The sequence below is a fragment of the Streptomyces sp. NPDC054866 genome, assembly GCF_053610745.1.
In genome coordinates this window covers 409,657-429,748 of the sequence record NZ_JBSGZA010000001.1, presented here as the reverse complement: position 1 = coordinate 429,748, position 20,092 = coordinate 409,657, and the positions used below count along the sequence as shown (strand labels likewise).

The window sequence follows — 20,092 nt, the reverse complement described above, 5'->3', positions numbered from 1 at the left end:
CCTGCGACAACGCTCCAAGTGCCTGCCCAAGGACCGGCAGTTGTCAGCCCTGCAACTGTCAGCCCCGCAACGTCACCGTGAAGCTCCGTCCGTACGCGTGGTGGGTGTTCACGTCTATCCGCGTCCCGCCGTGGGCCCGGCTCACGCGCACCCCCTCGTCCGCCCTCACCGCCCGCAGGGGACGGCCGCGCAGCAGCACGCTGATCCCTGCACGGTCCATCGTCGGGTCGGACACCGCCACGGTGGTCGTGCCGCGACGCTCGCGCCGTACGAGCACCGAGGCGGGCCCCTCGATCCGCAGACCCGCGGTCTCATGGCGCCCCGCCGTGAAACTGTTCGCGGCGGTCAGGCCGAGGCCCGCGTGGCTGACGGCCTGGAGCCGCACCGTGTTCGCGAGGACCTTCAGCGGCTGCCCGCCCCGGTACGACCTCAGCCCCGCCTCGGCCGCGTTCGGCACCAGCGCGTACGCCAGGGAGACGGGCTCGGCCCCGGCCGCCCCGTCCACCGTCACGCCGAAGACCGAGCGCGTCACCGCGGTGTCCGGGTTCGCGGTGCGGACGACCCGGCGGCTTCGGGTGACCTTGTCCAGGGCGACCCGCACCTTCGGGGTGTCCAGGAAGACGTAGCCGACGGACGTGCGCTGCGTGGCGTTGGCGTAGCGCAGCCACCGGAGGTCGCCCGTGCCCGCGCCGGTCCACGGGCGGCCGTCACGCAGCTCCCCTGTGACGGAGACCTGGTCGTCCGGGGCCGCGGTCCGCGCGTCGACCGTCGTCGTCACGGCCCGACCCGCGCCGTCGCCCACCCCCGCCGCGAGCACCACGATCTCCTCGTCGAGCAGGAACCACGACTTCGTCGCCGTCGCGTTCCGGTACGCCACGAAGTCATCCGGCAGCAACTCCCGGTCACGGAAGGCGACATCACTGGACTGCACCGCCCCGGCCGCGCCGTACGTTCCGAGGACGGCGCCCCCTGAGTACTGGTTGGTGCCGCGCGGGAAGTAGACGTACTTGTTCTGCGACTCGGACGACGAGGTGAAGTTCAGCGGGTGGCCGGGGTTGTCGTAGAACGGCTTCCCGTACAGCTCGGGGACCGTGCGGCGCCGCTCGACGGGCGCGGTGACCCCCGCGAGGCCGTACGGCGAGACCATGGTGAAGTAGTCGACCCCGTACGCCTGCGTCTGGTCCTGGCCCGAGAGGTAGAGGTAGTACGCGCCGTCGCCCTGGAACCACGGCATGAGGTTCTCGCCGCTCATGTACTCGTACTTGCTGATCCGGTCGGAGCTGCGCGCGAGGGCGAAGGCGTAGCCCGGTCTGCGGTGGACGGTCTTGTCCATGGCGTTGAAGGCGACGCTGCGCGACGCGGGGTTCAGGTCGGCGGGCGGCACCGATGCGTCGCCGATGATGTCGGTGTAGCGCACGATGCTGACCGGCGAGACGAAGCCGGTCGGGTTGAGCACGGCGCGCGACGTGGACCGGATGTGCTTCACGTAGCTCTTCAGGGCGGTGGCGGCGGCGCCGGTGGAGAGCGAGGAGAGGTCCACGACCGCCTCCACGACGACCGCGACATCCACATAGCCGCCGTCCGGCCGCGACACCGCGCGCCCCTTGACGATCTCCATCATCCAGCCCTCGAAGATGAGCGGCGCGAAGCCGTCGCGTACCCATCTCTGAACGGTCGGCACCAGTTCCTGCCCGTGCGCGAACCCCGTGCCGTCGAGCGTCTTGAGGGTCTGCACGATCCGCGTGAGCAGGCCTTTTCCGTACGAGCCCGTGTACGCGACGGAGGAGTGCTGGATGAAGGAGCCGTCGGCGTAGTAGCCGTCGGTCACGCCGTGGTTGAGGCGGTAGGGGTCGATGGTGACGAAGACCGTCAGCTGGTCGGTGAGGGCTTTGCGGATGCGGGCCTCGCCGCCCGCGCCGAGGAGCGCGCCCTGAAGGATCCGGTTGGTGGTGATGTCGGCGAGGTTGGCGCCGGTGTGGAAGCGCGAGTCGAGGTTCACGTCACCGTCGGTGCCGTTGCGCAGGTAGGCGTCCATCGAGGCGACGTACGCGGTGATGAGGCCCGGCTTGTAGGTGCGCACCTCGTCGACGAGGAGTACGAGGGTCTTGCTGACGTGCTGGGAGATGCCGATCTCCCAGTTGAACCAGTTGCCGTAGTAGCCCTTCGTCTGGTCGCCGTAGTAGCGCTCGTGGAGCCATCCGAGGCCGTCGATCACGCGGCGCTGCACGGCGGTGTCGCCGTAGAGGTCGGAGGGGGTGCCCGGCGTTCGGGTGGCGAGGGCGATCTCGTACAGCCGCCTGAAGGCCGTGTTGAGGTTGGCGTCGTCGGTGCCGAGCGCCAGACCGGCGAAGAGCTCGCCCTCGCCCGCGTCGTCCATCGCCTTCAGGTTCGTCCGGGCTGTCTTGTCGATCGCGGCGAGTTTGGCGGCCGTCTCGGGGCGCGCGTTGGACTCGGTGGTCCCGGCGAAGATCCCGACGGTGTTGGCCAGGAGGCGTTCGCTGCCCGCCGCGGCCTCGGCGGCGCTCACGGGCAGCGCGGGGACCACCGCCAGGAGACCGGCGGCCGACAGGGCGGACAACAGACGTCTGCGGGTGATCTCCATGGCGACCTCCGCCGGTGAGATGGCGTACTGGCGTATCGGCGTACTCGCGTTCTGGCGGGCGGAGTCAAGCAGATGCCCCGGGTGGCGACAAGACCGTCAGCACCTGGCAGTCACGCGCTGTGGGCCTAGGCCCACCGGCAGCGGCTAGGCCCGGAGTGTGATGTCGGAACAGTACGCTTCAGGCCCGTACTCCACCCTGAGGCCGTACTCCATCCTGGCCGTCGCGTCATCCGCGGGCGGTATCCAGGCCCGCCCCCCGACCGGCATCTCCTGGTGGGGTGGAGGCGGTCAAACAGCGGGGCCGCACCGTGATCGTCGAGGACCCGAAGGCCGCTCGGTTCGCGGGCATGCCCGAAGCGGCGGTCGCCACGGGGGGGCCGTGGACTTCGTGCTCCACGTGGAGGAGATCCCCGGGGCCGTCCGCCGCCTCGTAGAGAACAAGAGGCAGTCATGCGTCGCCCGATGCGGTTCACGGCGGGAGCGATCACCGGGCGGGACTACCCGTGCGGGGAGGTTCGACGACGTGGCCGACGCGCTGGCCGATGGCGTGCTGCTCGGCCCCGACGCGGATCTCGACCTCTACGGCGGCACGGATCTGGGTGAGCACGGAGTGCGGGGAGGGCGAGCCCACGTCCGCCGACCGCGCCTACCAGCGCGCCGCGCTCAAGGCGTTCGCGGAGGGTTCGGCGAAGGCGCACGGCTGCGGGGCGCCCGCGTCCGTGAAGCCCTGACGTGCCTCAGCCGTGCCTGGTCCCGGCGCGCCCGGCGATGTGCGGCGGGACGGCGATGCCGGGCGGGAGCAGCGGGTCGGCGACCGGGGTGCCCCAAGTCGACGTCAGGGGAAGGTTTCCGGCCCACAGCCCGAGCTCCGCGTCCGGGCCTTCGCCGTCGTCCGGAGGGCCCACGCTCGTCTTGACCGAGGCCTCCTCCAGGGAGAGGGCGAGCAGTGTCGTGGCGGCGAGTTCCTTGCGGCTCGGGCGCCTTGCGTAGTCCCACTGGCCGGGGGTCGCGTGCTCGGTGAGCAGGCGCAGGCCCGTCAGCTTCTCGTCCGGGTCGGTGACCTTGCGCGGGACGCCGTAGATCATCGCGCTGCGGTAGTTGACGCCGTGCTCGAAGACCGAGCGGGCCAGGATCAGGCCGTCCACGTGGGTGACGGTGACGCAGACCGTGGCGTCGGGGTCGGCGGCCAGGCTGCGGCTCGCGACCGAGCCGTGCAGATACAGCCGCGTGTCGTCGCGGCCGTAGACGGTCGGCACCACCATGGGGTGCCCGTCGACGACGACGCCCAGATGGCAGATGAACCCCGCGTCGAGGATCGCTTCGAGGTCGGCGCGGTCCAGGCTGCCCTGCTCGCGCAGGCGGCTGTGGCGGGTGCGGGCGGTCTGCGGGAGCGTGCCGGAGAGGGGCGGGGACGGGGGCAGGGTCGGGGGCACGTGCCGCTCGGTCTGCTGCTGGCTCTGCTGCTCGGTCTGGTGCTTGCTGGTGGTCACGCCTCCGCAAGCTACCGATATCGCGACCGAAATGCCATGCCTCAACGGATTACAGCCGACAGATCGGGGGCGAACGACGAAATCCGCACCCCATGCGACATTCGTCCAATCGAGCCGCCGAGAATCCAACAACCCCCGCCGTGTGAGTGTTGTGACGTCCCACCTCCCCGCTGTCTGATGGAGGCCATGGAGCTTCCCTACCTTGAGGACGTATCCCCCGGCACCGGCAGCCTCCCGCCCCGCGCGTGGTATGCGCGCTCGGATGCCATCTCCCTCTCCCTGAACGGAAGTTGGCGCTTCCGGCTCTCCCCGGCCGCCGACACCGCCGACGACTCCTTCGCCTCGGACGGCTTCGACGCCGGCGCCTGGGACACCGTGACGGTGCCCGGCCACTGGGTGCTTCAGGGCCACGGCGCGCCCATCTACACCAACATGGTCTATCCCTTCCCGGTCGACCCGCCGCGCGTGCCCACCGAGAACCCCACCGGCGATCACCTGCGCACCTTCGACCTCCCTGCCGACTGGCCCACGACCGGCGGCGGCACACTCCGCTTCGACGGCGTCGAGTCCTGTGCCCGCGTCTGGCTGAACGGCACGGAGCTCGGCGAGTTCAAGGGCTCCCGGCTGCCGCACGAGTTCGCGGTCGGCCACCTCCTGAAGCCGTCGGGCAACGTCCTCGCGGTCCGCGTCCACCAGTGGTCGTCCGGTTCCTATCTGGAGGACCAGGACCAGTGGTGGCTGCCGGGCATCTTCCGGGACGTGACCCTGCTGCACCGCCCCGAGGGGTGCGTGCTCGACTTCTTCACGCACGCCTCGTACGACCATCGCGCGGGGACGGGGACGCTGCGGGTCGATTCGGACATCGACGGCCGGGTCACCGTGCCGGAGCTGGGCGTCGACGTCGCCACGGGTGAGTCGGTGACGGTGGCCGTCGAGCCCTGGACCGCCGAGACGCCACGCCTTTACGACGGCGTCCTTGCCACGGCGGGCGAGCGCGTCCCGCTGCGGATCGGCTTCCGTACGGTCGCCGTCGAGGACGGGGTCATCAAGGTCAACGGCCGCAGGATCCTGTTCCGCGGCGTGAACCGGCACGAGTTCCACCCGGACACGGGCCGCGCGCTCGACCTCGGCACGATGCGCACCGACGTACTCCTGATGAAGCAGCACAACATCAACGCGGTCCGCACCAGTCACTATCCGCCGCATCCCGCCTTCCTCGACCTCTGCGACGAGCTGGGCCTGTGGGTCATCGACGAGTGCGACCTGGAGACCCACGGCTTCACCGAGCAGGGGTGGCGCGGCAACCCCGTCGACGACGACCGCTGGACGCCCGCCCTCCTGGACCGCGCGGCCCGCATGGTCGAGCGCGACAAGAACCACCCCTCGGTGATCATCTGGTCGCTCGGCAACGAGTGCGGGACGGGCCGCGGCCTGACCGCCATGGCCCACTGGATCCGCGCACGGGACTCCGGACGCCTCATCCACTACGAGGGCGACCGGTCCTGCGCGGACACCGACATGTACTCGCGCATGTACGCCGACCATGCCGAGGTCGAGCGCATCGGCCACCGGGCGGACACCGAAGGACCGGAGCCGAGGCGCCAACTCCCCTTCATCCTCTGCGAGTACGGGCACGCGATGGGCAACGGCCCCGGCGGCCTGAGCGAGTACCAGGAGCTGTTCGACGCCCATGAGCGCAATCAGGGCGGCTTCATCTGGGAGTGGATCGACCACGGCCTCAGGCACCCGGAGTTCGGCTACGCCTACGGCGGCGACTTCGGTGAGGAGCTGCACGACGGGAACTTCGTCTGTGACGGCCTGGTCTTCCCCGACCGGCTGCCTTCGCCGGGGCTCGACGTGTACAAGCGGGTCATCCAGCCCGTGGGCTTCGCGTACGACGAGGACGCGGGGACGGCTCGGATCACCAATCTGCACGACTTCGCGGACCTGTCCCATCTGTCCTTCGAGTGGTCGTACATCAGCGACAACGACGAGGTCTCCGTGGCCGGGGAGCTGGCCGTCCCACCGGGCCTCGGCCCCGGTGAATCCGTCGACCTGAAGCTGCCGGACGCGCCGCCCGCGAGCCGCGAGGCCGAGACCTTCCTGCACCTCACGGCGATGGTGGGCGTCAAGACGGACTGGACGAAGCTGGACCACGTCGTCGCGCGGGCCGAGTTCCCCGTCACGCCACGGCCGACCGTCCCCGCCGCGATCGGTGAACGCCCCTCGCGCGGCGGCGACTTCATCACGCTCGGCCCCGGCACCTTCGACGCCCGAAGCGGTGAACTGCGCGGCCTGAACGGCATCCCCTTGTCCAGCGCCCCGCGTCTGGACATCTGGCGGGCCCCCACCGACAACGACAACGGGGCGTCCTGGCAGGGCGGGCAGCGCAACGGTCTCGTGTGGCGCGAGCTCGGTCTGCACCGCATGCAACACCGCCTCGACGGAGTCGAGTTGACCGACGACACGCTCACCGTCCGCACCCGCGTGGCGCCCGCCGCACGCGACATCGGCCTGCGCACCGTCTACCGCTGGACGTCCGACGGCCCCCGTTTGCGCCTCACCGTCTCCGTCACGCCCGAGGGCGAGTGGACGGTGCCGCTGCCCCGGCTCGGCATCCGGCTCGGTCTGCCCGCCGCGTACGGGTACGCGCACTGGTTCGGCGGCATCGACGAGGCCTACCCGGACACGGCAGCGGCATCCGTCACCAGTCGGCACTTCTCGCCGGTCGACCGGATGCAGACCCCGTACGTCCGCCCGCAGGAGAACGGCGCCCGTGCGGACGTCCGTTGGGCCGAGCTGCGGGCGGGCTTCACCGGCGAGGGGATACGGGTCGTCGGCGAGCCCGCCTTCTGGTTCACGGCGCGCCGCTGGACGACCGAGCAGCTCGACGCGGCCACACACCGCACGGACCTCACCCCCGGCGACACGGTGTGGGTCCACCTCGACCACGGGCAGCACGGCATCGGCTCGCAGTCGTGCGGTCCCGGGGTGCTGCCGCGGTACGAACTCCACGCGGCCCCCGCCGAGTTCGCGTTCACCTTCTCGCACCGGGATGCCACGCCCGACACGACCGCTGACGTCCCGCTGTCCGTTTTCTTCAAGACGAGCTGAGGTCGGCTGCCTACGCTGCGAAGCATGAACACGAACATCACACCCCGCTTCGACCTCGTCGGCATCGTCGTCGCCGACATGTCCGCCACACTCGCCTTCTACCGCCGTCTCGGCCTGGAGTTCCCCGAGGGTTCCGAGGACCAGCCGCATGTCGAGGCGGCGCTCCCCGGCGGTCTGCGCATCGCGTTCGACACCGAGGAGACCATCCGCTCCTTCGTCGAGAACTGGGAGCCGCCGCGGAGCTCCGGCCGCATCGGACTCGCGTTCCACTGCGAGACCCCGGCGGGCGTCGACGCGGCGTACGACGAGTTGGTCGGCGCCGGATATCACGGTGAGCTCAAGCCGTGGGACGCCTTCTGGGGCCAGCGGTACGCCTCCGTCCTCGACCCGGACGGCAACGGCGTCGACCTGTTCGCTCCGCTGTCTAGCCCGGACGCGGGCTGAGCAGCTCGCTCAGCGGAACGCCCGCCAACTCCTTGACGTCACGCGCCAGATGGGCCTGGTCGGCGAAGCCCGCGACGACGGCGGTCTCCGCGTACGCCAGGCCTCCCCTGGCCAGGGCGAGCGCGCGCTGGAGCCGCAGGACACGGGCCAGCGTCTTGGGGCCGTAGCCGAACGCGGCGAGTGAACGCCGGTGCAGGAGGCGGGCGTTGATGCCCGCCTCCTCGGCGGTCGCCGCGATGCTCTGCCCCGCGTCCAGGGTCTTGACGACGTGCGCGAGCAGCGGGTCGGGCGGCTCGCTCCCGCCCGCGCGCGCCAGGGCGACGGACTCCAGGACGGCCGCCGGATCACCGGCCGCGTCCATGCGTTCGGTCAGCCGGCGCGCCTGCGCGGACGGCCACAGGTCGGCGAGGTCGACGCGCCGGTCACGGAGTTCGTGCGCGGGCACGCCGAGGAAGGCGGGGGCGGTGCCGGGGTAGAAGCGGATGCCCACGTACCGGGCGGCGACGTTCGCTTCGGGGCGGTACGCGCGCGTGTCGGGGCCCGCGACCAGGAGCTTGCCGCCGGTCCACAGCAGGTCCATGCAGCCGTCGGGCAGGACGGGGTAGACGGGGCCTGCCTCACCACCGGAGGCACGCGTCCACAGGACCGCGCCCGCGAGCCGGGACGGCCGCTCGGCGTACTCGACAGTCTCGTACGACACGTTCTCAAGGCTACGCCGCTGAAGGGGCTAAGCGGCCCGTGAGCGGTGCTCCTGCGGGCTGACCCCGTACACCCGCTTGAAGGCGCTGGAAAGCGCGAACGCGCTGCCGTATCCGACGCGGCGTGCGATCGCGGCGATCGTCTGCTCGCTGTCCCGCAGCAGGTCGGCGGCGAGCGCGAGCCGCCATCCCGTCAGGTACGCCATCGGCGGCTCGCCCACGAGTTCGGTGAAACGCCGGGCGAGCGCGGCCCGCGAGACGCCCGCCTTCGCGGCGAGCGCGGCGATGGTCCAGGGCTGCGCGGGGTCGTCCTGGAGCAGCCGGATCGCCTGTCCGACGACCGGGTCGCCCATCGCCCGGTACCAGGCGGGGGCCTCCGCCTCCGGCCGCGAGAACCAAGCCCTCAGCGAGGCGATCATCAGCAGGTCGAGCAGCCGGTCGAGCACGACGTCCTGCCCCGGCTCGTCCTTGGTGATCTCGTCGGCGAGCAGCGGGGTGAGCGGGCAGTCCCACACCTCGGTGGGCAGGACGAGGAGCGGGGGCAGCGCGTCGAGGAGCCGCCCGGTGATCTCGCCGCGCGCCTGATAGGTGCCGATCAGCATCTCCGAGGCTCCGTCGAGCGATTGCCCCCAGGTGCGCTGGCCGAGGTCCCGGTACTGGTCGGCCGGTGTATCGCCGAGGGGCACGCAGCGTTCGCCGGGCCTGATCTCGACGTGGGGCCCCGCCGCCCGCTCGTCGGCGACGGTGTAGTGGTCGGGGCCGCGGGCGACGGCGACGTCTCCGGGACGGATCAGCTGGGGTTCGCCGTCGTCGGGCACGATCCAGGCGGTGCCCCGCACCATGATCATGACCGAGAGGGGCGCCTCGTCCGCGATGCGGACGGACCAGGGCGGGTCGAAGCACGCGCGGATCATGAAGGCTCCTCGCGCGCGGGGGCCTTCCAGCAAGCCTGCGAGTACGTCCATGCCGGAAGCGTAGACGCACGCGTATGGGGGCGAGTCCCTGGCGGATGGCTCCTTGTGGCGGGGGCCGGTTCACTGAAGTCATGACAGAGAACGCGGGGAACACGCAGAGCACTCAGGGCATGACGGTGTTGGTCACGGGCGCTTCCGGCAAGACCGGGCGCCGGGTCGCGGAGGCCGCGGAGGCGGCGGGGTTCACGGTGCGGGCCGCTTCACGGTCGGGGGCCGTGCGGTTCGACTGGTACGACCCCTCGACGTGGGAGGACGCACTGCGGGGCGCGGACGCCGCGTACCTCGCCTACCAGCCGGACGTCGGCGCGCCCGGCGCGGGCGAGGCGGTGGGCGCGCTGGCCCGGCAGGCGGTGGCGCTCGGTGTGCGGCGGATCGTGCTTTTGTCCGCACGGGGCGAGGACCAGGCGGAGCCGACGGAGCGGGCGGTGCGGGAGTCCGGGGCGGAGTGGACCGTCGTACGGGCGAGTTGGTTCGCCCAGAACCTGAGCGAGGGGCATCTCCTCGACGGCATGCGGGAGGGGGAACTGGTGTTCCCCGCCGGGGAGGTGCTCGAACCGTTCATCGACACGCGGGACATCGCGGACGTGGTGGTGGCGGTGCTTCGCCCCAACTCGGGTTACGAGGGACGGGTGGTGGAGGTGTCGGGACCGCGCCTGCTGTCGTTCCGTGACGCGGTGGCGGAGATCGCGGCGGCCGCGGGGCGGGAGATCCGGTACGTCCCCGTCTCGGCGAGGGAGTACGGGGGTGCGCTCGCCGAGTTCGGGGTTCCGGAGGAGGAGACGGAGTTCCTGATCGAGCTGTTCGAAACGAACCTGGACGGCCGCAACGCGCATCTCTCCGAGGGGGTGCGGGAGATTTTGGGGCGGGCGCCTCGTGACTTCGCTGATTTCGCCAGGGAGCATGCAGCCGTCTGGAAAGCGTGAATTGTCCCCAACCCCGCCCCTTCCCGAAAACCCGCTGGCGCGGGGGCCTTGTGTGCCCTCATCACCGGCTCCGCCGAGTTCGTCCTCAAACGCCGGACGGGCTGGAAATTCAGCCTCTCCGGCGTTTGAGGAGCGGGGGTCTGGGGGCGGAGCCCCTCAGTTTCGGGAAGGGGCGGGGTGGGGGAAAGCCCCGCAGGGACCGCCCTACTCCACTGGCGGCTCCTCGCCGCCGCCGTTCTTCTTGACGTGCGTCCGCAGTCGCGAGGAAACGTCATCCGGGGGCAGAAAGCGGGACCACCGCTCCGGGAACTCCGACGGCATGTCGGGGTCGTCCGGGTCCTGCGAGGCCTCCCTCGCGGCAGCGGCCCGCGCCACCACCTCCACCGCCCGAGCCTCCCGAATCCGATCATTGGCCGCCCGCGCAGCCGCCGTGGCGACGGAAGGCCACACCCGGTCGATCGCGGCATTCACCGCCGCCCCGACAAGGACCGCGAACGCCGAGACTCCGATCCACAACAGCACAGCCACCGGCGCCGCCAACGAACCGTAGATCGTGGGTCCTTCGACGGTGCTCGTCAGGTAGATCCGGAGCAGGAAGCTGCCCAGGACCCACATCCCCAGGGCGATCAGCGCACCCGGCATGTCCTCCACCCAGGGCGACCGCACCGGCACCGACACGTGGTACAGCGTCGTAAGGAAGACCACCGACAGAAGCGTCACCACCGGCCAGTAGAGGATCTGTACGACCGTCGTGGAGCCAGGTACCAGCTTCACCACAGCGTCGGGCCCCGCCACCATCAGCGGCAGCGCCACCGAACCGATCAGCAGCGCCACGATGAACAGGCCGAAGGCCAGGAGACGGGTCTTGACGATGCCGCGTGCGCCGTCCAATCCGTACATCACCGTGATCGTGTCGATGAAGACGTTCACGGCGCGCGAGCCCGACCACAGGGCGAAGAGGAAACCGATCGAGATGACGTCGGGCCGGCCGACCCGCATGACGTCCTCCAGTATCGGCTCCGCGATCTGCCGGACACCCTTGTCGGAGAGGACCGTGCGGGACGCCTCGAGGATGTTGTTCTCGACGCTGGCGATGGTGTTCGCGCCGGTCCACCGGTCTACGTACGCGAGCAGGCCGATCAGGCTCAGGAGCAGCGGCGGCACCGAAAGGAGCGTGAAGAACGCCGCCTCGGCGGCGAGGCCGAGGATCCGGTATTCCACGCAGGAGTTGACCGTGTCTTTGAGCAGCAGCCAGGCGGTCCTGCGCTTGGAGACGTTGCTGTAGAGAGCGCGGGCCCGGTGCCAGCGGCCCGTCGGCCTCCCGGGTGTTTCTTTTGCCTGGTGCACCTCCTTACCGTAGCGGCATGGCAGCCACCACCCACACAGTGACCAACCAGGCTCCGCCCCTGGTGGGATATGACGTCTTCACGTCTGACCGCGTCCTCACGGAAGGAGTCGAACGGCATCTCGATCCCGCGCTGCTCGACACCGCGCGTGAGCAACTCTCCCAACTCGGGCGCACCGCGGGATCGGCACAGGCGCGGGAATGGGGGTTCCTGGCCAATGAGAATCCGCCCGTTCTGCACACCCATGACCGCTATGGGAATCGCATCGACGAAGTCACCTTCCACCCGGCATGGCACCGGCTGCTCGGCAAGGCGGTGTCGTCGGGTCTGACCACGGCCTGGTCGCGGCCGGGCGGGCATCTGCGGCGCGCGGCCGGGTTCCTGGTGTGGTCCCAGGTCGAGGCGGGGCACGGCTGCCCGGTCTCGATGACGCACGCGGCCGTTCCGGCGCTGCGGGCCGATCCCGCTCTCGCCGCCGAGTGGGAGCCACGGCTCACTTCTCTCGTCTACGACGAAGGTCTCCGGCCCGCGTCCCAGAAGGCCGGTGCGCTCTTCGGGATGGGCATGACGGAGAAACAGGGCGGCAGTGATGTACGCGCGAACACGACACGCGCGCGTGCTCTCGCGGAAGAGGGCACCTATGAACTCACGGGGCACAAGTGGTTCTGTTCCGCGCCCATGTCCGACGGCTTTCTCGTGCTCGGTCAGACCGACGCGGGACTCACGTGTTTCCTCGTGCCGCGTGTTCTTGAGGACGGCACCCGGAACGCTTTCGCCATTCAGCGCCTGAAGGATAAACTGGGCAACAAGTCGAACGCGTCGAGCGAGGTCGAGTTCGACGGGACGTGGGCGCGCCGGGTCGGGGAAGAGGGGCGCGGGGTGCGCACCATCATCGAGATGGTGGCGGCCACGCGGCTCGACTGTGTGGTGGGCTCGGCGGCGATCATGCGGCAGGCCGTCGCGCAGGCCGTGCACCACGCCACGTACCGCGAGGCGTTCGGCGGCAAGCTCATCGACAAGCCGCTCATGCGCAACGTCCTCGCGGATCTGGCCCTGGAGTCGGAGGCGGCCACGACGCTCGCGCTGCGGCTCGCCGCCGCGTACGACGACGGGAGCGAGCAGGAGCGGGCGTTCCTGCGCATCGCGGTGCCGGCCGCGAAGTACTGGGTGACCAAGCGCTGCACGCCGCTCGCGGTGGAGGCCCTCGAGGTGCTCGGCGGCAACGGCTACGTCGAGGAGTCGGGGATGCCGCGGCTCCTTCGCGAGTCGCCGCTCAACTCCATCTGGGAGGGCTCGGGGAACGTACAGGCGCTGGATGTGCTGCGTGCGCTGCAGCGGGAGCCGCTGGCGCTGAACGCCTTCCTCCAGGAGGTGGGCCTCGCCCGCGGCGCCGATCACCGTCTGGACGGCGCGATCAAGGGGCTGCTCACCGAACTGGCCGATCTGGACGGCATCGAGGCGCGGGCGCGCCGGCTCGTGGAGCGGATGGCTCTGGTGCTCCAGGGTTCGCTGCTCGTGCGGTACGCGCCCCCGGAGGTGGCCGACGCGTTCTGTGCCTCGCGGCTCGGCGGGGACTGGGGCTCGGCGTTCGGGACGCTGCCGCACAGTCTGGATCTGGCCACCGTGGTGGAGCGGGCCGCGCCGGGCAACTAGCGGGAAGCGCGGGGGTGGTGCTGCGCCGACACGGCACCACCCCCACTCACAAGCCCCGTTGAGGAGCGTGAACGCCGCGCGAACGGCGTCGGCATCAGCTTCGGTCGCCGTACGGCTGTTCGCGAGGGTTGCAGACGGTTGCAAGCCAGAAGTTCATTTCTGAACCAATACCCTTGCGGACGCCGAAAGGGCACGATGAGCAAGTGCCCCCGACGCACTGGCTCTGCTCGGGAAGGACCCGGTGATGAACGCGACTTCGACGATCAACCTCGCGAGGATCTCCGCCATGGACTGTGCGCAGGCCGCACGGCTCCTCGCGGGTGTCCGCCACGCGGCGCTGGCCGGGCAGCAGCCGCGTGTGCTGCCGCGTCCGGTGATCGAGGAGTCCTGGGAGCGCATGAAGCTCGACGGGGTCGATCCCGACCGCGACTTCCGCTCCCGGCTGCTCAGCATCGAGGAGCTGGAGGAGCGGCGGCGCGCGTCGCCGCTGACGGAGATCATGCCGGTGCTGCGGGACGCGATCGTCTCGGTGGCGGACGCGGCGCACCACATCATGGTCGTCTGTGACGCGGAGGGCCGGGTGCTGTGGCGGGAGGGCAACTCCACGGTGCTTCGCAAGGCGGACTCGCTCGGCTTCGAACTGGGCGCGGACTGGGGCGAGAGCGTCGTCGGCACGAACGGCATAGGGACACCGCTCGTCGTGCGCCGTCCCGTGCAGGTGTTCTCCGCCGAGCACTTCGTCGAGACGCATCACGCCTGGACGTGCACGGGCGCGCCCATCACCGACCCTCGCGACGGCCGTCTCCTGGGCGTGGTCGACATCAGCGGCCCGCTGAACACCATGCATCCGGCGACGCTCGCCCTGGTCGACTCGGTGGCGAAGCTCGCCGAGGCCCGGCTGCGGGAGACCCACGTGACGGCGCTCGACCGGCTGCGCTCGGTGGCGGCGCCGATCCTCGCCCGCCTGGCGGGGCGCGCCGTCGCGGTGGACTCCCACGGGTGGACGGCGGCGGTCACGGGAATGCCGCCGACGGACCGTCTCGCGCTGCCCAGGGCGATGGCCGCGGGCCACGTACGGCTGCCCTCGCTCGGCACGTGCGCGGTGGAGCCGCTGCCCGGCGGCTGGCTGCTGCGCGTCGAGGAGGACCCGCAGCCGCTGGCGGCGACCCGCGTCGTCCTGGACGTGAGCGGGCCGCGCCGCTGGTCGGTCACCGTCGAGGGCGGCGGCGCGGGCGGCTGGACGCATGAACTGAGCCCGCGCCACGCGGAGTTGCTCTACCTCCTAGCCACCCACCGCAAGGGCCGCACCGCCTCCGGCCTGGCCGACGACATGTTCGGCGACCCGGCCCGCACGGTGACGGTCCGCGCCGAGCTCTCCCGGGTCCGGCGTTACCTGGGCGGCCTCCTGGCCCACCGCCCCTACCGCTTCCCCGAGGACGTGGACGTGGACGTGATCCTGCCCGAGCGTCCGGCGAACCTGCTGCCGCATTCGACGGCGCCCGCGGTGCGCGAGGCACGGCGAGTGCCGGAGCCTTGAATGCCGCTGCCCCCTCCCCTCACACGCCGGGTATCTCCCGCGCCTCGAACGCCTTGCGCACGGCGTCCGCCGCGCTCTTGCCGTACATCTTCTGAGCGGTCGCGATCGTCGTCAGGGCCGCGTCCTGGAAGCTGGTGTCGGGCGCGAAGCCGAACTGGGCGTTGACGATGATCCGGTCGGCGGTACGGGCACCGAGCGAGCCACGGATGTCGAAGAGCGCACGGGACCAGATCTCGCCGTCCGCGTGCACCTCCCCCACCTTGTCGGCGTACGTCTTGTCGCTGTCGACCCGGCGCAGACAGTGCGGGGCGTCCGAGTACGAGACGGCGTCCCAGTCGGCGACACAGGCGAGGTCGGCCTTGGCGGGCCAGCCGTACTTGGCGTCCGCGTACGCGCCGACCGACACCGCCAGGTAGTCGCCCCAGGCCTCACCGATCGAGCCCGCCTCCAGCGATGTGCCGAAGCCGGGCACCTGGGCGTGGTGCACGGCGTGCCCGTACTCGTGGATGACGACCTCCGCGTCCTCGGCGTCGTCGACACCGCCCTTGCCGAAGCGGATCTCGGCCTTCTTGTCGGTGAAGAACGAGTTGTCCGCGCCCCACTGATTGATGCGGACGGGCTGGGCGCGGTCGTTGGCACCCGGCAGCTCGGTCCCGAAGCCGAGGCTTTGCAAATACTCCTGTGACTCATTGACCCAGAAGTACGCCATGACCTGCTCGAACTGGTCGTCGTCGCGGGCGTATCCGCCCGCGTCAGCGACCTTGGCGGAGGCGCCGGTGTCGGATCTGATGTACGCCCACTTGCCGGAGAGTCCACCGCTGGAGTCGAGGTTGCGCAGGGTGGCGGTGGCGTAGGCACTGGCGGGAACGGACGTCGCGGAGTCCTTCGCGTCGACGAGGGTCTGGTCCCCCGACGACTGGACGGGGTTGACCATGAAGACACGGGCCTGCGGGTCCGCGGAGGCCGAAGCGGGTGCGGCAAGCGTCGCGAGGGCCACGGTGACGGTGGCCGCGGCGAGCAGGCCGCGGGGTGTGCGGCGGGCCATGGAACATCCTCCAGCTCGAAGAATGCGGGGGGTGGCGTGCGCTGCGGGATCTTCCCGCATCCCGGGCACCTTTGGCCAGGGTGCGTGGCACGTGATTCGCTGACCCGCATGAGCCTCACTGTCACCACTTGGTCCCTGGAGCAGACCGCTCCCACCGATCTGCTGCCGGCCGCGGCACCGGACGGGGACGTCACGATCGTCCGGGCCGAGATCCCCTCCCCCGAGTTCAGCCGCTTCCTCTACGCCTCCGTCGGCGGCGACATCCACTGGACGGACCGGCTCTCCCTCTCTTACGCCCAGTGGCAGGAGGAGCTCGGGAAGCCGGGCGTCGAGACCTGGGTCGCGTACGACAAGGGGACGCCCGCCGGGTATGTGGAGCTGGCGGCGCAGGACGGCGGTGTCGTCGAGATCGTGTACTTCGGGCTCATCCCCGCCTTCCGGGGCAGGCGCATCGGCGGCCACCTCCTCTCGTACGGGGTGCGGCGGGCCTGGGACCTCGCCGAGCGGTGGCCCGAGCTGGCCCCGACCAAGCGGGTGTGGCTGCACACCTGCTCCAAGGACGGCGAGCACGCCATGGACAATTACCTGCGGCGCGGCTTCAAGCTCTTCGACACGAAGGTCGAACAGGAGCCGGACGTTCCGACGCCGGGGCCCTGGCAGGGGGCCTAGCAAGGTGCGTCGGCCGGGCCCCGGGGCCCGGCCGACAACAAGTGACCGAGACCACACCGTCTCGCATAGCAAGACCCTCACGTCCACATTCTGGATAATGGTGGACTGGGCCGAAAGTCCCGTGACACGCTTCCGTCATGGATCGCACTGGAATTGCCTTGGTGAGTCGGCGTCACGTCGATCTCTGCCGCATGTCCAGCGCCATGTGTCCGGCGAGCTGACAGCACCAGCGCCGACGACTCTCTCTGCTTGACCCCCTATCTGCGCACCGCCGCGCCCCTAGCGCGAAGTGTGCAGGTCAGAGCCGCCCTCAGCCCGCCTTGAAGGACGTATAGCCATGGCTGCCACCCCTGAAAAACCCACGACTGCCGCGCCCCGGCGCAAGGCGAGCCGTCACCGTGGTGAGGGCCAGTGGGCCGTAGGCCACTTCACGCCGCTGAACGGCAACGAGCAGTTCAAGAAGGACGACGACGGTCTCAATGTGCGGACACGCATTGAGACGATCTACTCGAAGCGCGGCTTCGACTCCATCGACCCGAACGATCTTCGTGGGCGTATGCGCTGGTGGGGGCTCTACACCCAGCGCCGACAGGGCATCGACGGCGGCAAGACCGCGATCCTGGAGCCCGAAGAGCTGGACGACGAGTACTTCATGCTGCGGGTCCGGATCGACGGCGGGCGGCTCACCACCGAGCAGCTGCGTGTCATCGGCGAGATCTCGCAGGAGTTCGCGCGCGGCACCGCAGACCTCACCGACCGGCAGAACGTCCAGTACCACTGGATCCGCATCGAGGACGTGCCCGCGATCTGGGAGCGGCTCGAAGCCGTGGGGCTCTCCACGACCGAGGCCTGCGGTGACACTCCCCGCGTCATCCTCGGCTCGCCCGTCGCCGGTATCGCCGAGAACGAGGTCATCGACGGCTCCCCCGCCATCGACGAGATCCAGCGCCGCTTCATCGGCAACCCCGACTTCTCGAACCTGCCGCGCAAGTTCAAGTCGGCGGTCTCCGGGTCGCCGCAGCTCGACGTCGCGCACGAGATCAACGACGTCGCCTTCGTCGGCGTGAACCACCCCGAGCACGGCCCCGGCTTCGACCTCTGGGTCGGCGGCGGCCTCTCCACCAACCCGAAGCTCGGCGTGCGGCTCGGCGCCTGGGTGCCGCTGGACGAGGTTCCCGACGTGTACGGCGGTGTCATCGGCATCTTCCGTGACTACGGCTACCGGCGCCTTCGCAACCGCGCCCGGTTGAAGTTCCTCGTCGCCGACTGGGGCCCGGAGAAGTTCCGGCAGATCCTTCAGGACGAGTACCTGAAGTACGAGCTCGTCGACGGGCCCGCCCCCGAGCAGCCGACCGGCACCTGGCGCGACCACCTCGGCGTGCACAAGCAGAAGGACGGCCGCTTCTACGTCGGGTTCGCCCCCCGCGTCGGCCGCGTGGACGGCGCGACGCTCACGAAGATCGCGGATGTCGCCGCCGCCCACGGCTCGGGGCGGCTTCGCACCACCGCCGAGCAGAAGATGATCGTGCTCGATGTGGAGGAGGCTCAGGTCGAGTCGCTCGTGGCGGGGCTCGAAGCCCTTGATCTGCGGGTCAACCCCTCCCCCTTCCGGCGCGGCACCATGGCCTGCACCGGCATCGAGTTCTGCAAGCTGGCGATCGTCGAGACCAAGGCGCGCGGCGCCTCGCTCATCGATGAACTGGAGCGCCGCATCCCGGAGTTCGACCAGCCGATCACCATCAACATCAACGGCTGCCCGAACGCCTGCGCCCGCATCCAGGTCGCCGACATCGGCCTGAAGGGGCAGCTGGTCCTCGACGGTGACGGCAACCAGGTCGAGGGCTTCCAGGTGCACCTGGGCGGCGCGCTCGGCCTGGAGGCCGGGTTCGGCCGCAAGGTCCGTGGCCTGAAGGTCACTTCGGCCGAGCTGCCCGACTACGTCGAGCGGGTCCTCAAGCGCTTCGAGGAGGAGCGCGCGGACGACGAGCGCTTCGCCACCTGGGTCGCCCGCGCCAGCGAGGAGGCCCTGTCGTGAGCGAGCGTGCCGCGCCCTTCTACTGCCCCTACTGCGGCGACGAGGACCTGCGTCCGAACGAGACCGGTCACGGCGCATGGGAATGCGCCGCGTGCAATCGCGCCTTCCAGTTGAAGTTCCTCGGGCTGCTCGCCCAGGGAGTTCAGCTGGGCAGCGGTGGAGGGGAAGAGATATGACGACCGTTCAGGCTCAAGGACAGCGCACCGACGACGAGTTGAAGGCTCTGGCCGAGCAGGCGGGGCGGGACCTGGAGGACGCTTCGGCCCTGGAGATCCTCCAGTGGGCCGTTGACACCTTCGGTGAGCGCTTCTGCGTGACCTCCTCCATGGAGGACGCCGTCGTCGCCCACCTCGCCTCGCGCGCCCGCCCCGGCGTCGACGTCGTGTTCCTCGACACCGGCTACCACTTCCCCGAGACCATCGGCACCCGTGACGCCGTCGCCGCCGTGATGGACGTCAACGTCATCACGCTCACGCCGCGGCAGAGCGTCGCCGAGCAGGACGCCGAGTTCGGCGCGAAGCTGCACGACCGGAACCCCGACCTGTGCTGCGCCATGCGGAAGGTCAAGCCCCTTGAGGAGGGCCTGACTTCGTACGCAGCGTGGGCGACGGGACTGCGCCGCGACGAGTCGCCGACCCGCGCCAACACCCCGGTCGTCGGCTGGGACGAGAAGCGCCGCAAGGTCAAGATCTCGCCGATCGCCCGCTGGACGCAGGACGACGTGGACGCCTACGTCACCGAGCACGGCGTCCTCACCAACCCCCTCCTCATGGACGGCTACGGCTCCGTGGGCTGCGCGCCCTGCACCCGCCGCCTCCTGGAGGGCGAGGACGCGCGCGCCGGACGCTGGGCGGGCAACGCCAAGACCGAGTGCGGGATCCATTGATGACACGGCCTCAGGCAGCGACTCAGCCCCAGCAAGCCACCGGTCCCCGGAACGTATCGGAGAAGCACGTGACCACCGGAGCCACCATCTGGCTCACGGGTCTGCCCAGCGCGGGCAAGACCACCATCGCCTACGAACTCGCGGGCAGGCTCGGCGAGGACGGCCACCGGGTCGAGGTCCTCGACGGCGACGAGATCCGCGAGTTCCTCTCGGCGGGCCTCGGCTTCAGCCGCGAGGACCGGCACACCAACGTGCAGCGCATCGGCTTCGTCGCCGAACTGCTCGCGCGCCACGGCGTGAAGGTCCTGGTGCCGGTGATCGCCCCCTTCGCGGACAGCCGTGAGGCGGTGCGCAAGCGCCACCAGACGGGCGGCACGCCCTACCTGGAGGTCCATGTGGCCACGCCGGTGGAGGTCTGCTCCGTACGGGACGTGAAGGGTCTGTACGCCAAGCAGGCGGCCGGTGAGATCTCCGGGCTCACGGGGGTCGACGACCCCTACGAGGCACCCGAGTCACCCGATCTGCGCATCGAGTCGCAGGACCAGACCGTGCAGGAGTCCGCGGCGGCCTTGCGCGCGCTGCTCATCGAAAGGGGTGTCCTGTGAGCGACGCATGCGTGGCCGCCCGGCCGCAGAGGACCGTGAATCCCGCACCTCTGCGCCGCGCAGGCGGAGAA

General features: G+C 70.5%; 20 protein-coding genes. 13 read left to right on the top strand and 7 right to left on the bottom strand.

The genetic code is table 11. The features are described 5' to 3' along the window. Positions 1–58 precede the first annotated feature (58 nt). Positions 59–2,602, bottom strand: coding sequence for a polysaccharide lyase family 8 super-sandwich domain-containing protein (locus ACWGI2_RS01750; protein ID WP_453693063.1), 2,544 nt, complete (start codon positions 2,600–2,602; stop codon positions 59–61). A 278-nt stretch (positions 2,603–2,880) separates the two neighbouring features. On the opposite strand from ACWGI2_RS01750, the gene ACWGI2_RS01745 reads away from it, so the two are divergent. Further along, on the top strand, positions 2,881–3,036 hold the full coding sequence (locus ACWGI2_RS01745; RefSeq protein WP_453693061.1) for a chemotaxis protein CheB: 156 nt from the start codon (positions 2,881–2,883) through the stop codon (positions 3,034–3,036). 50 nt (positions 3,037–3,086) lie between these two features. On the opposite strand, the gene ACWGI2_RS01740 is transcribed toward ACWGI2_RS01745, so the two are convergent. Then, positions 3,087–3,209: a hypothetical protein gene (locus tag ACWGI2_RS01740; protein WP_453693059.1), complete on the bottom strand. Its 123-nt coding sequence runs from the start codon at positions 3,207–3,209 to the stop codon at positions 3,087–3,089. On the opposite strand from ACWGI2_RS01740, the gene ACWGI2_RS01735 reads away from it, so the two are divergent. After that, positions 3,202–3,333 (top strand): hypothetical protein, encoded by a 132-nt coding sequence (locus tag ACWGI2_RS01735; protein ID WP_453693057.1) that lies wholly within the window; start codon positions 3,202–3,204, stop codon positions 3,331–3,333. The genes ACWGI2_RS01740 and ACWGI2_RS01735 overlap by 8 nt on opposite strands. 6 nt (positions 3,334–3,339) lie before the next feature. On the opposite strand, the gene ACWGI2_RS01730 is transcribed toward ACWGI2_RS01735, so the two are convergent. Further along, positions 3,340–4,035, bottom strand: coding sequence for a pyridoxamine 5'-phosphate oxidase family protein (locus ACWGI2_RS01730; RefSeq protein WP_453694621.1), 696 nt, complete (start codon positions 4,033–4,035; stop codon positions 3,340–3,342). A gap of 243 nt (positions 4,036–4,278) precedes the next feature. On the opposite strand from ACWGI2_RS01730, the gene ACWGI2_RS01725 reads away from it, so the two are divergent. Further along, positions 4,279–7,206, top strand: coding sequence for a glycoside hydrolase family 2 TIM barrel-domain containing protein (locus ACWGI2_RS01725; protein WP_453693055.1), 2,928 nt, complete (start codon positions 4,279–4,281; stop codon positions 7,204–7,206). Positions 7,207–7,242: 36 nt separating this feature from the next. Then, positions 7,243–7,650: a VOC family protein gene (locus tag ACWGI2_RS01720; RefSeq protein ID WP_453694620.1), complete on the top strand. Its 408-nt coding sequence runs from the start codon at positions 7,243–7,245 to the stop codon at positions 7,648–7,650. Here the strand turns inward: ACWGI2_RS01720 and ACWGI2_RS01715 are convergent. Both ACWGI2_RS01715 and ACWGI2_RS01710 read right to left on the bottom strand, forming a co-directional pair. Continuing rightward, on the bottom strand, positions 7,631–8,350 hold the full coding sequence (locus ACWGI2_RS01715; RefSeq protein ID WP_453693053.1) for a DUF6597 domain-containing transcriptional factor: 720 nt from the start codon (positions 8,348–8,350) through the stop codon (positions 7,631–7,633). The genes ACWGI2_RS01720 and ACWGI2_RS01715 overlap by 20 nt on opposite strands. A 27-nt stretch (positions 8,351–8,377) precedes the next feature. Beyond that, a complete protein-coding gene (locus tag ACWGI2_RS01710) occupies positions 8,378–9,313 on the bottom strand; it encodes an AraC family transcriptional regulator (protein WP_453693051.1) in 936 nt (311 codons plus the stop codon). Positions 9,314–9,393: 80 nt separating this feature from the next. Here ACWGI2_RS01710 and ACWGI2_RS01705 point away from each other — a divergent pair, with 80 nt between their 5' ends. Next, on the top strand, positions 9,394–10,245 hold the full coding sequence (locus ACWGI2_RS01705; RefSeq protein WP_453693049.1) for an NmrA family NAD(P)-binding protein: 852 nt from the start codon (positions 9,394–9,396) through the stop codon (positions 10,243–10,245). Between the two features lie 204 nt (positions 10,246–10,449). Here the strand turns inward: ACWGI2_RS01705 and ACWGI2_RS01700 are convergent, their stop codons facing one another. Next, positions 10,450–11,592 carry a YihY/virulence factor BrkB family protein gene (locus ACWGI2_RS01700; RefSeq protein WP_453693047.1) on the bottom strand — a complete coding sequence of 381 codons (1,143 nt, stop codon included), beginning with the start codon at positions 11,590–11,592 and terminating at the stop codon, positions 10,450–10,452. A gap of 17 nt (positions 11,593–11,609) precedes the next feature. Here ACWGI2_RS01700 and ACWGI2_RS01695 point away from each other — a divergent pair, with 17 nt between their 5' ends. Together ACWGI2_RS01695 and ACWGI2_RS01690 are read left to right on the top strand one after the other, a co-directional pair. Further along, positions 11,610–13,244 carry an acyl-CoA dehydrogenase family protein gene (locus ACWGI2_RS01695; RefSeq protein WP_453693045.1) on the top strand — a complete coding sequence of 545 codons (1,635 nt, stop codon included), beginning with the start codon at positions 11,610–11,612 and terminating at the stop codon, positions 13,242–13,244. A gap of 244 nt (positions 13,245–13,488) precedes the next feature. Continuing rightward, on the top strand, positions 13,489–14,781 hold the full coding sequence (locus ACWGI2_RS01690) for a GAF domain-containing protein (RefSeq protein ID WP_453693043.1): 1,293 nt from the start codon (positions 13,489–13,491) through the stop codon (positions 14,779–14,781). 19 nt (positions 14,782–14,800) lie between these two features. Here ACWGI2_RS01690 and ACWGI2_RS01685 read toward each other — a convergent pair whose 3' ends face one another. Next, complete coding sequence (locus ACWGI2_RS01685; protein ID WP_453394078.1) at positions 14,801–15,826, bottom strand: M4 family metallopeptidase; 1,026 nt, start codon at positions 15,824–15,826, stop codon at positions 14,801–14,803. 108 nt (positions 15,827–15,934) lie between these two features. On the opposite strand from ACWGI2_RS01685, the gene ACWGI2_RS01680 reads away from it, so the two are divergent. The 6 genes from ACWGI2_RS01680 (at position 15,935) to cysC (ending at position 20,021) form a co-directional block, all read left to right on the top strand. Beyond that, positions 15,935–16,495: a GNAT family N-acetyltransferase gene (locus ACWGI2_RS01680; RefSeq protein ID WP_453394077.1), complete on the top strand. Its 561-nt coding sequence runs from the start codon at positions 15,935–15,937 to the stop codon at positions 16,493–16,495. A gap of 137 nt (positions 16,496–16,632) precedes the next feature. Then, complete coding sequence (locus tag ACWGI2_RS01675) at positions 16,633–16,716, top strand: putative leader peptide (RefSeq protein WP_323178717.1); 84 nt, start codon at positions 16,633–16,635, stop codon at positions 16,714–16,716. Between the two features lie 116 nt (positions 16,717–16,832). Beyond that, positions 16,833–18,530, top strand: coding sequence for a nitrite/sulfite reductase (locus ACWGI2_RS01670; protein WP_453693041.1), 1,698 nt, complete (start codon positions 16,833–16,835; stop codon positions 18,528–18,530). After that, positions 18,527–18,706, top strand: coding sequence for a hypothetical protein (locus tag ACWGI2_RS01665; RefSeq protein WP_453693039.1), 180 nt, complete (start codon positions 18,527–18,529; stop codon positions 18,704–18,706). The genes ACWGI2_RS01670 and ACWGI2_RS01665 overlap by 4 nt, the downstream gene beginning before the upstream one ends. Then, positions 18,703–19,416 (top strand): phosphoadenylyl-sulfate reductase, encoded by a 714-nt coding sequence (locus tag ACWGI2_RS01660; RefSeq protein WP_453394075.1) that lies wholly within the window; start codon positions 18,703–18,705, stop codon positions 19,414–19,416. Before ACWGI2_RS01665 ends, ACWGI2_RS01660 begins: the two co-directional genes overlap by 4 nt. Then, on the top strand, positions 19,416–20,021 hold the full coding sequence (gene cysC / locus ACWGI2_RS01655) for an adenylyl-sulfate kinase (protein ID WP_453693037.1): 606 nt from the start codon (positions 19,416–19,418) through the stop codon (positions 20,019–20,021). Before ACWGI2_RS01660 ends, cysC begins: the two co-directional genes overlap by 1 nt. The last annotated feature ends 71 nt before the right edge of the window (positions 20,022–20,092 follow it).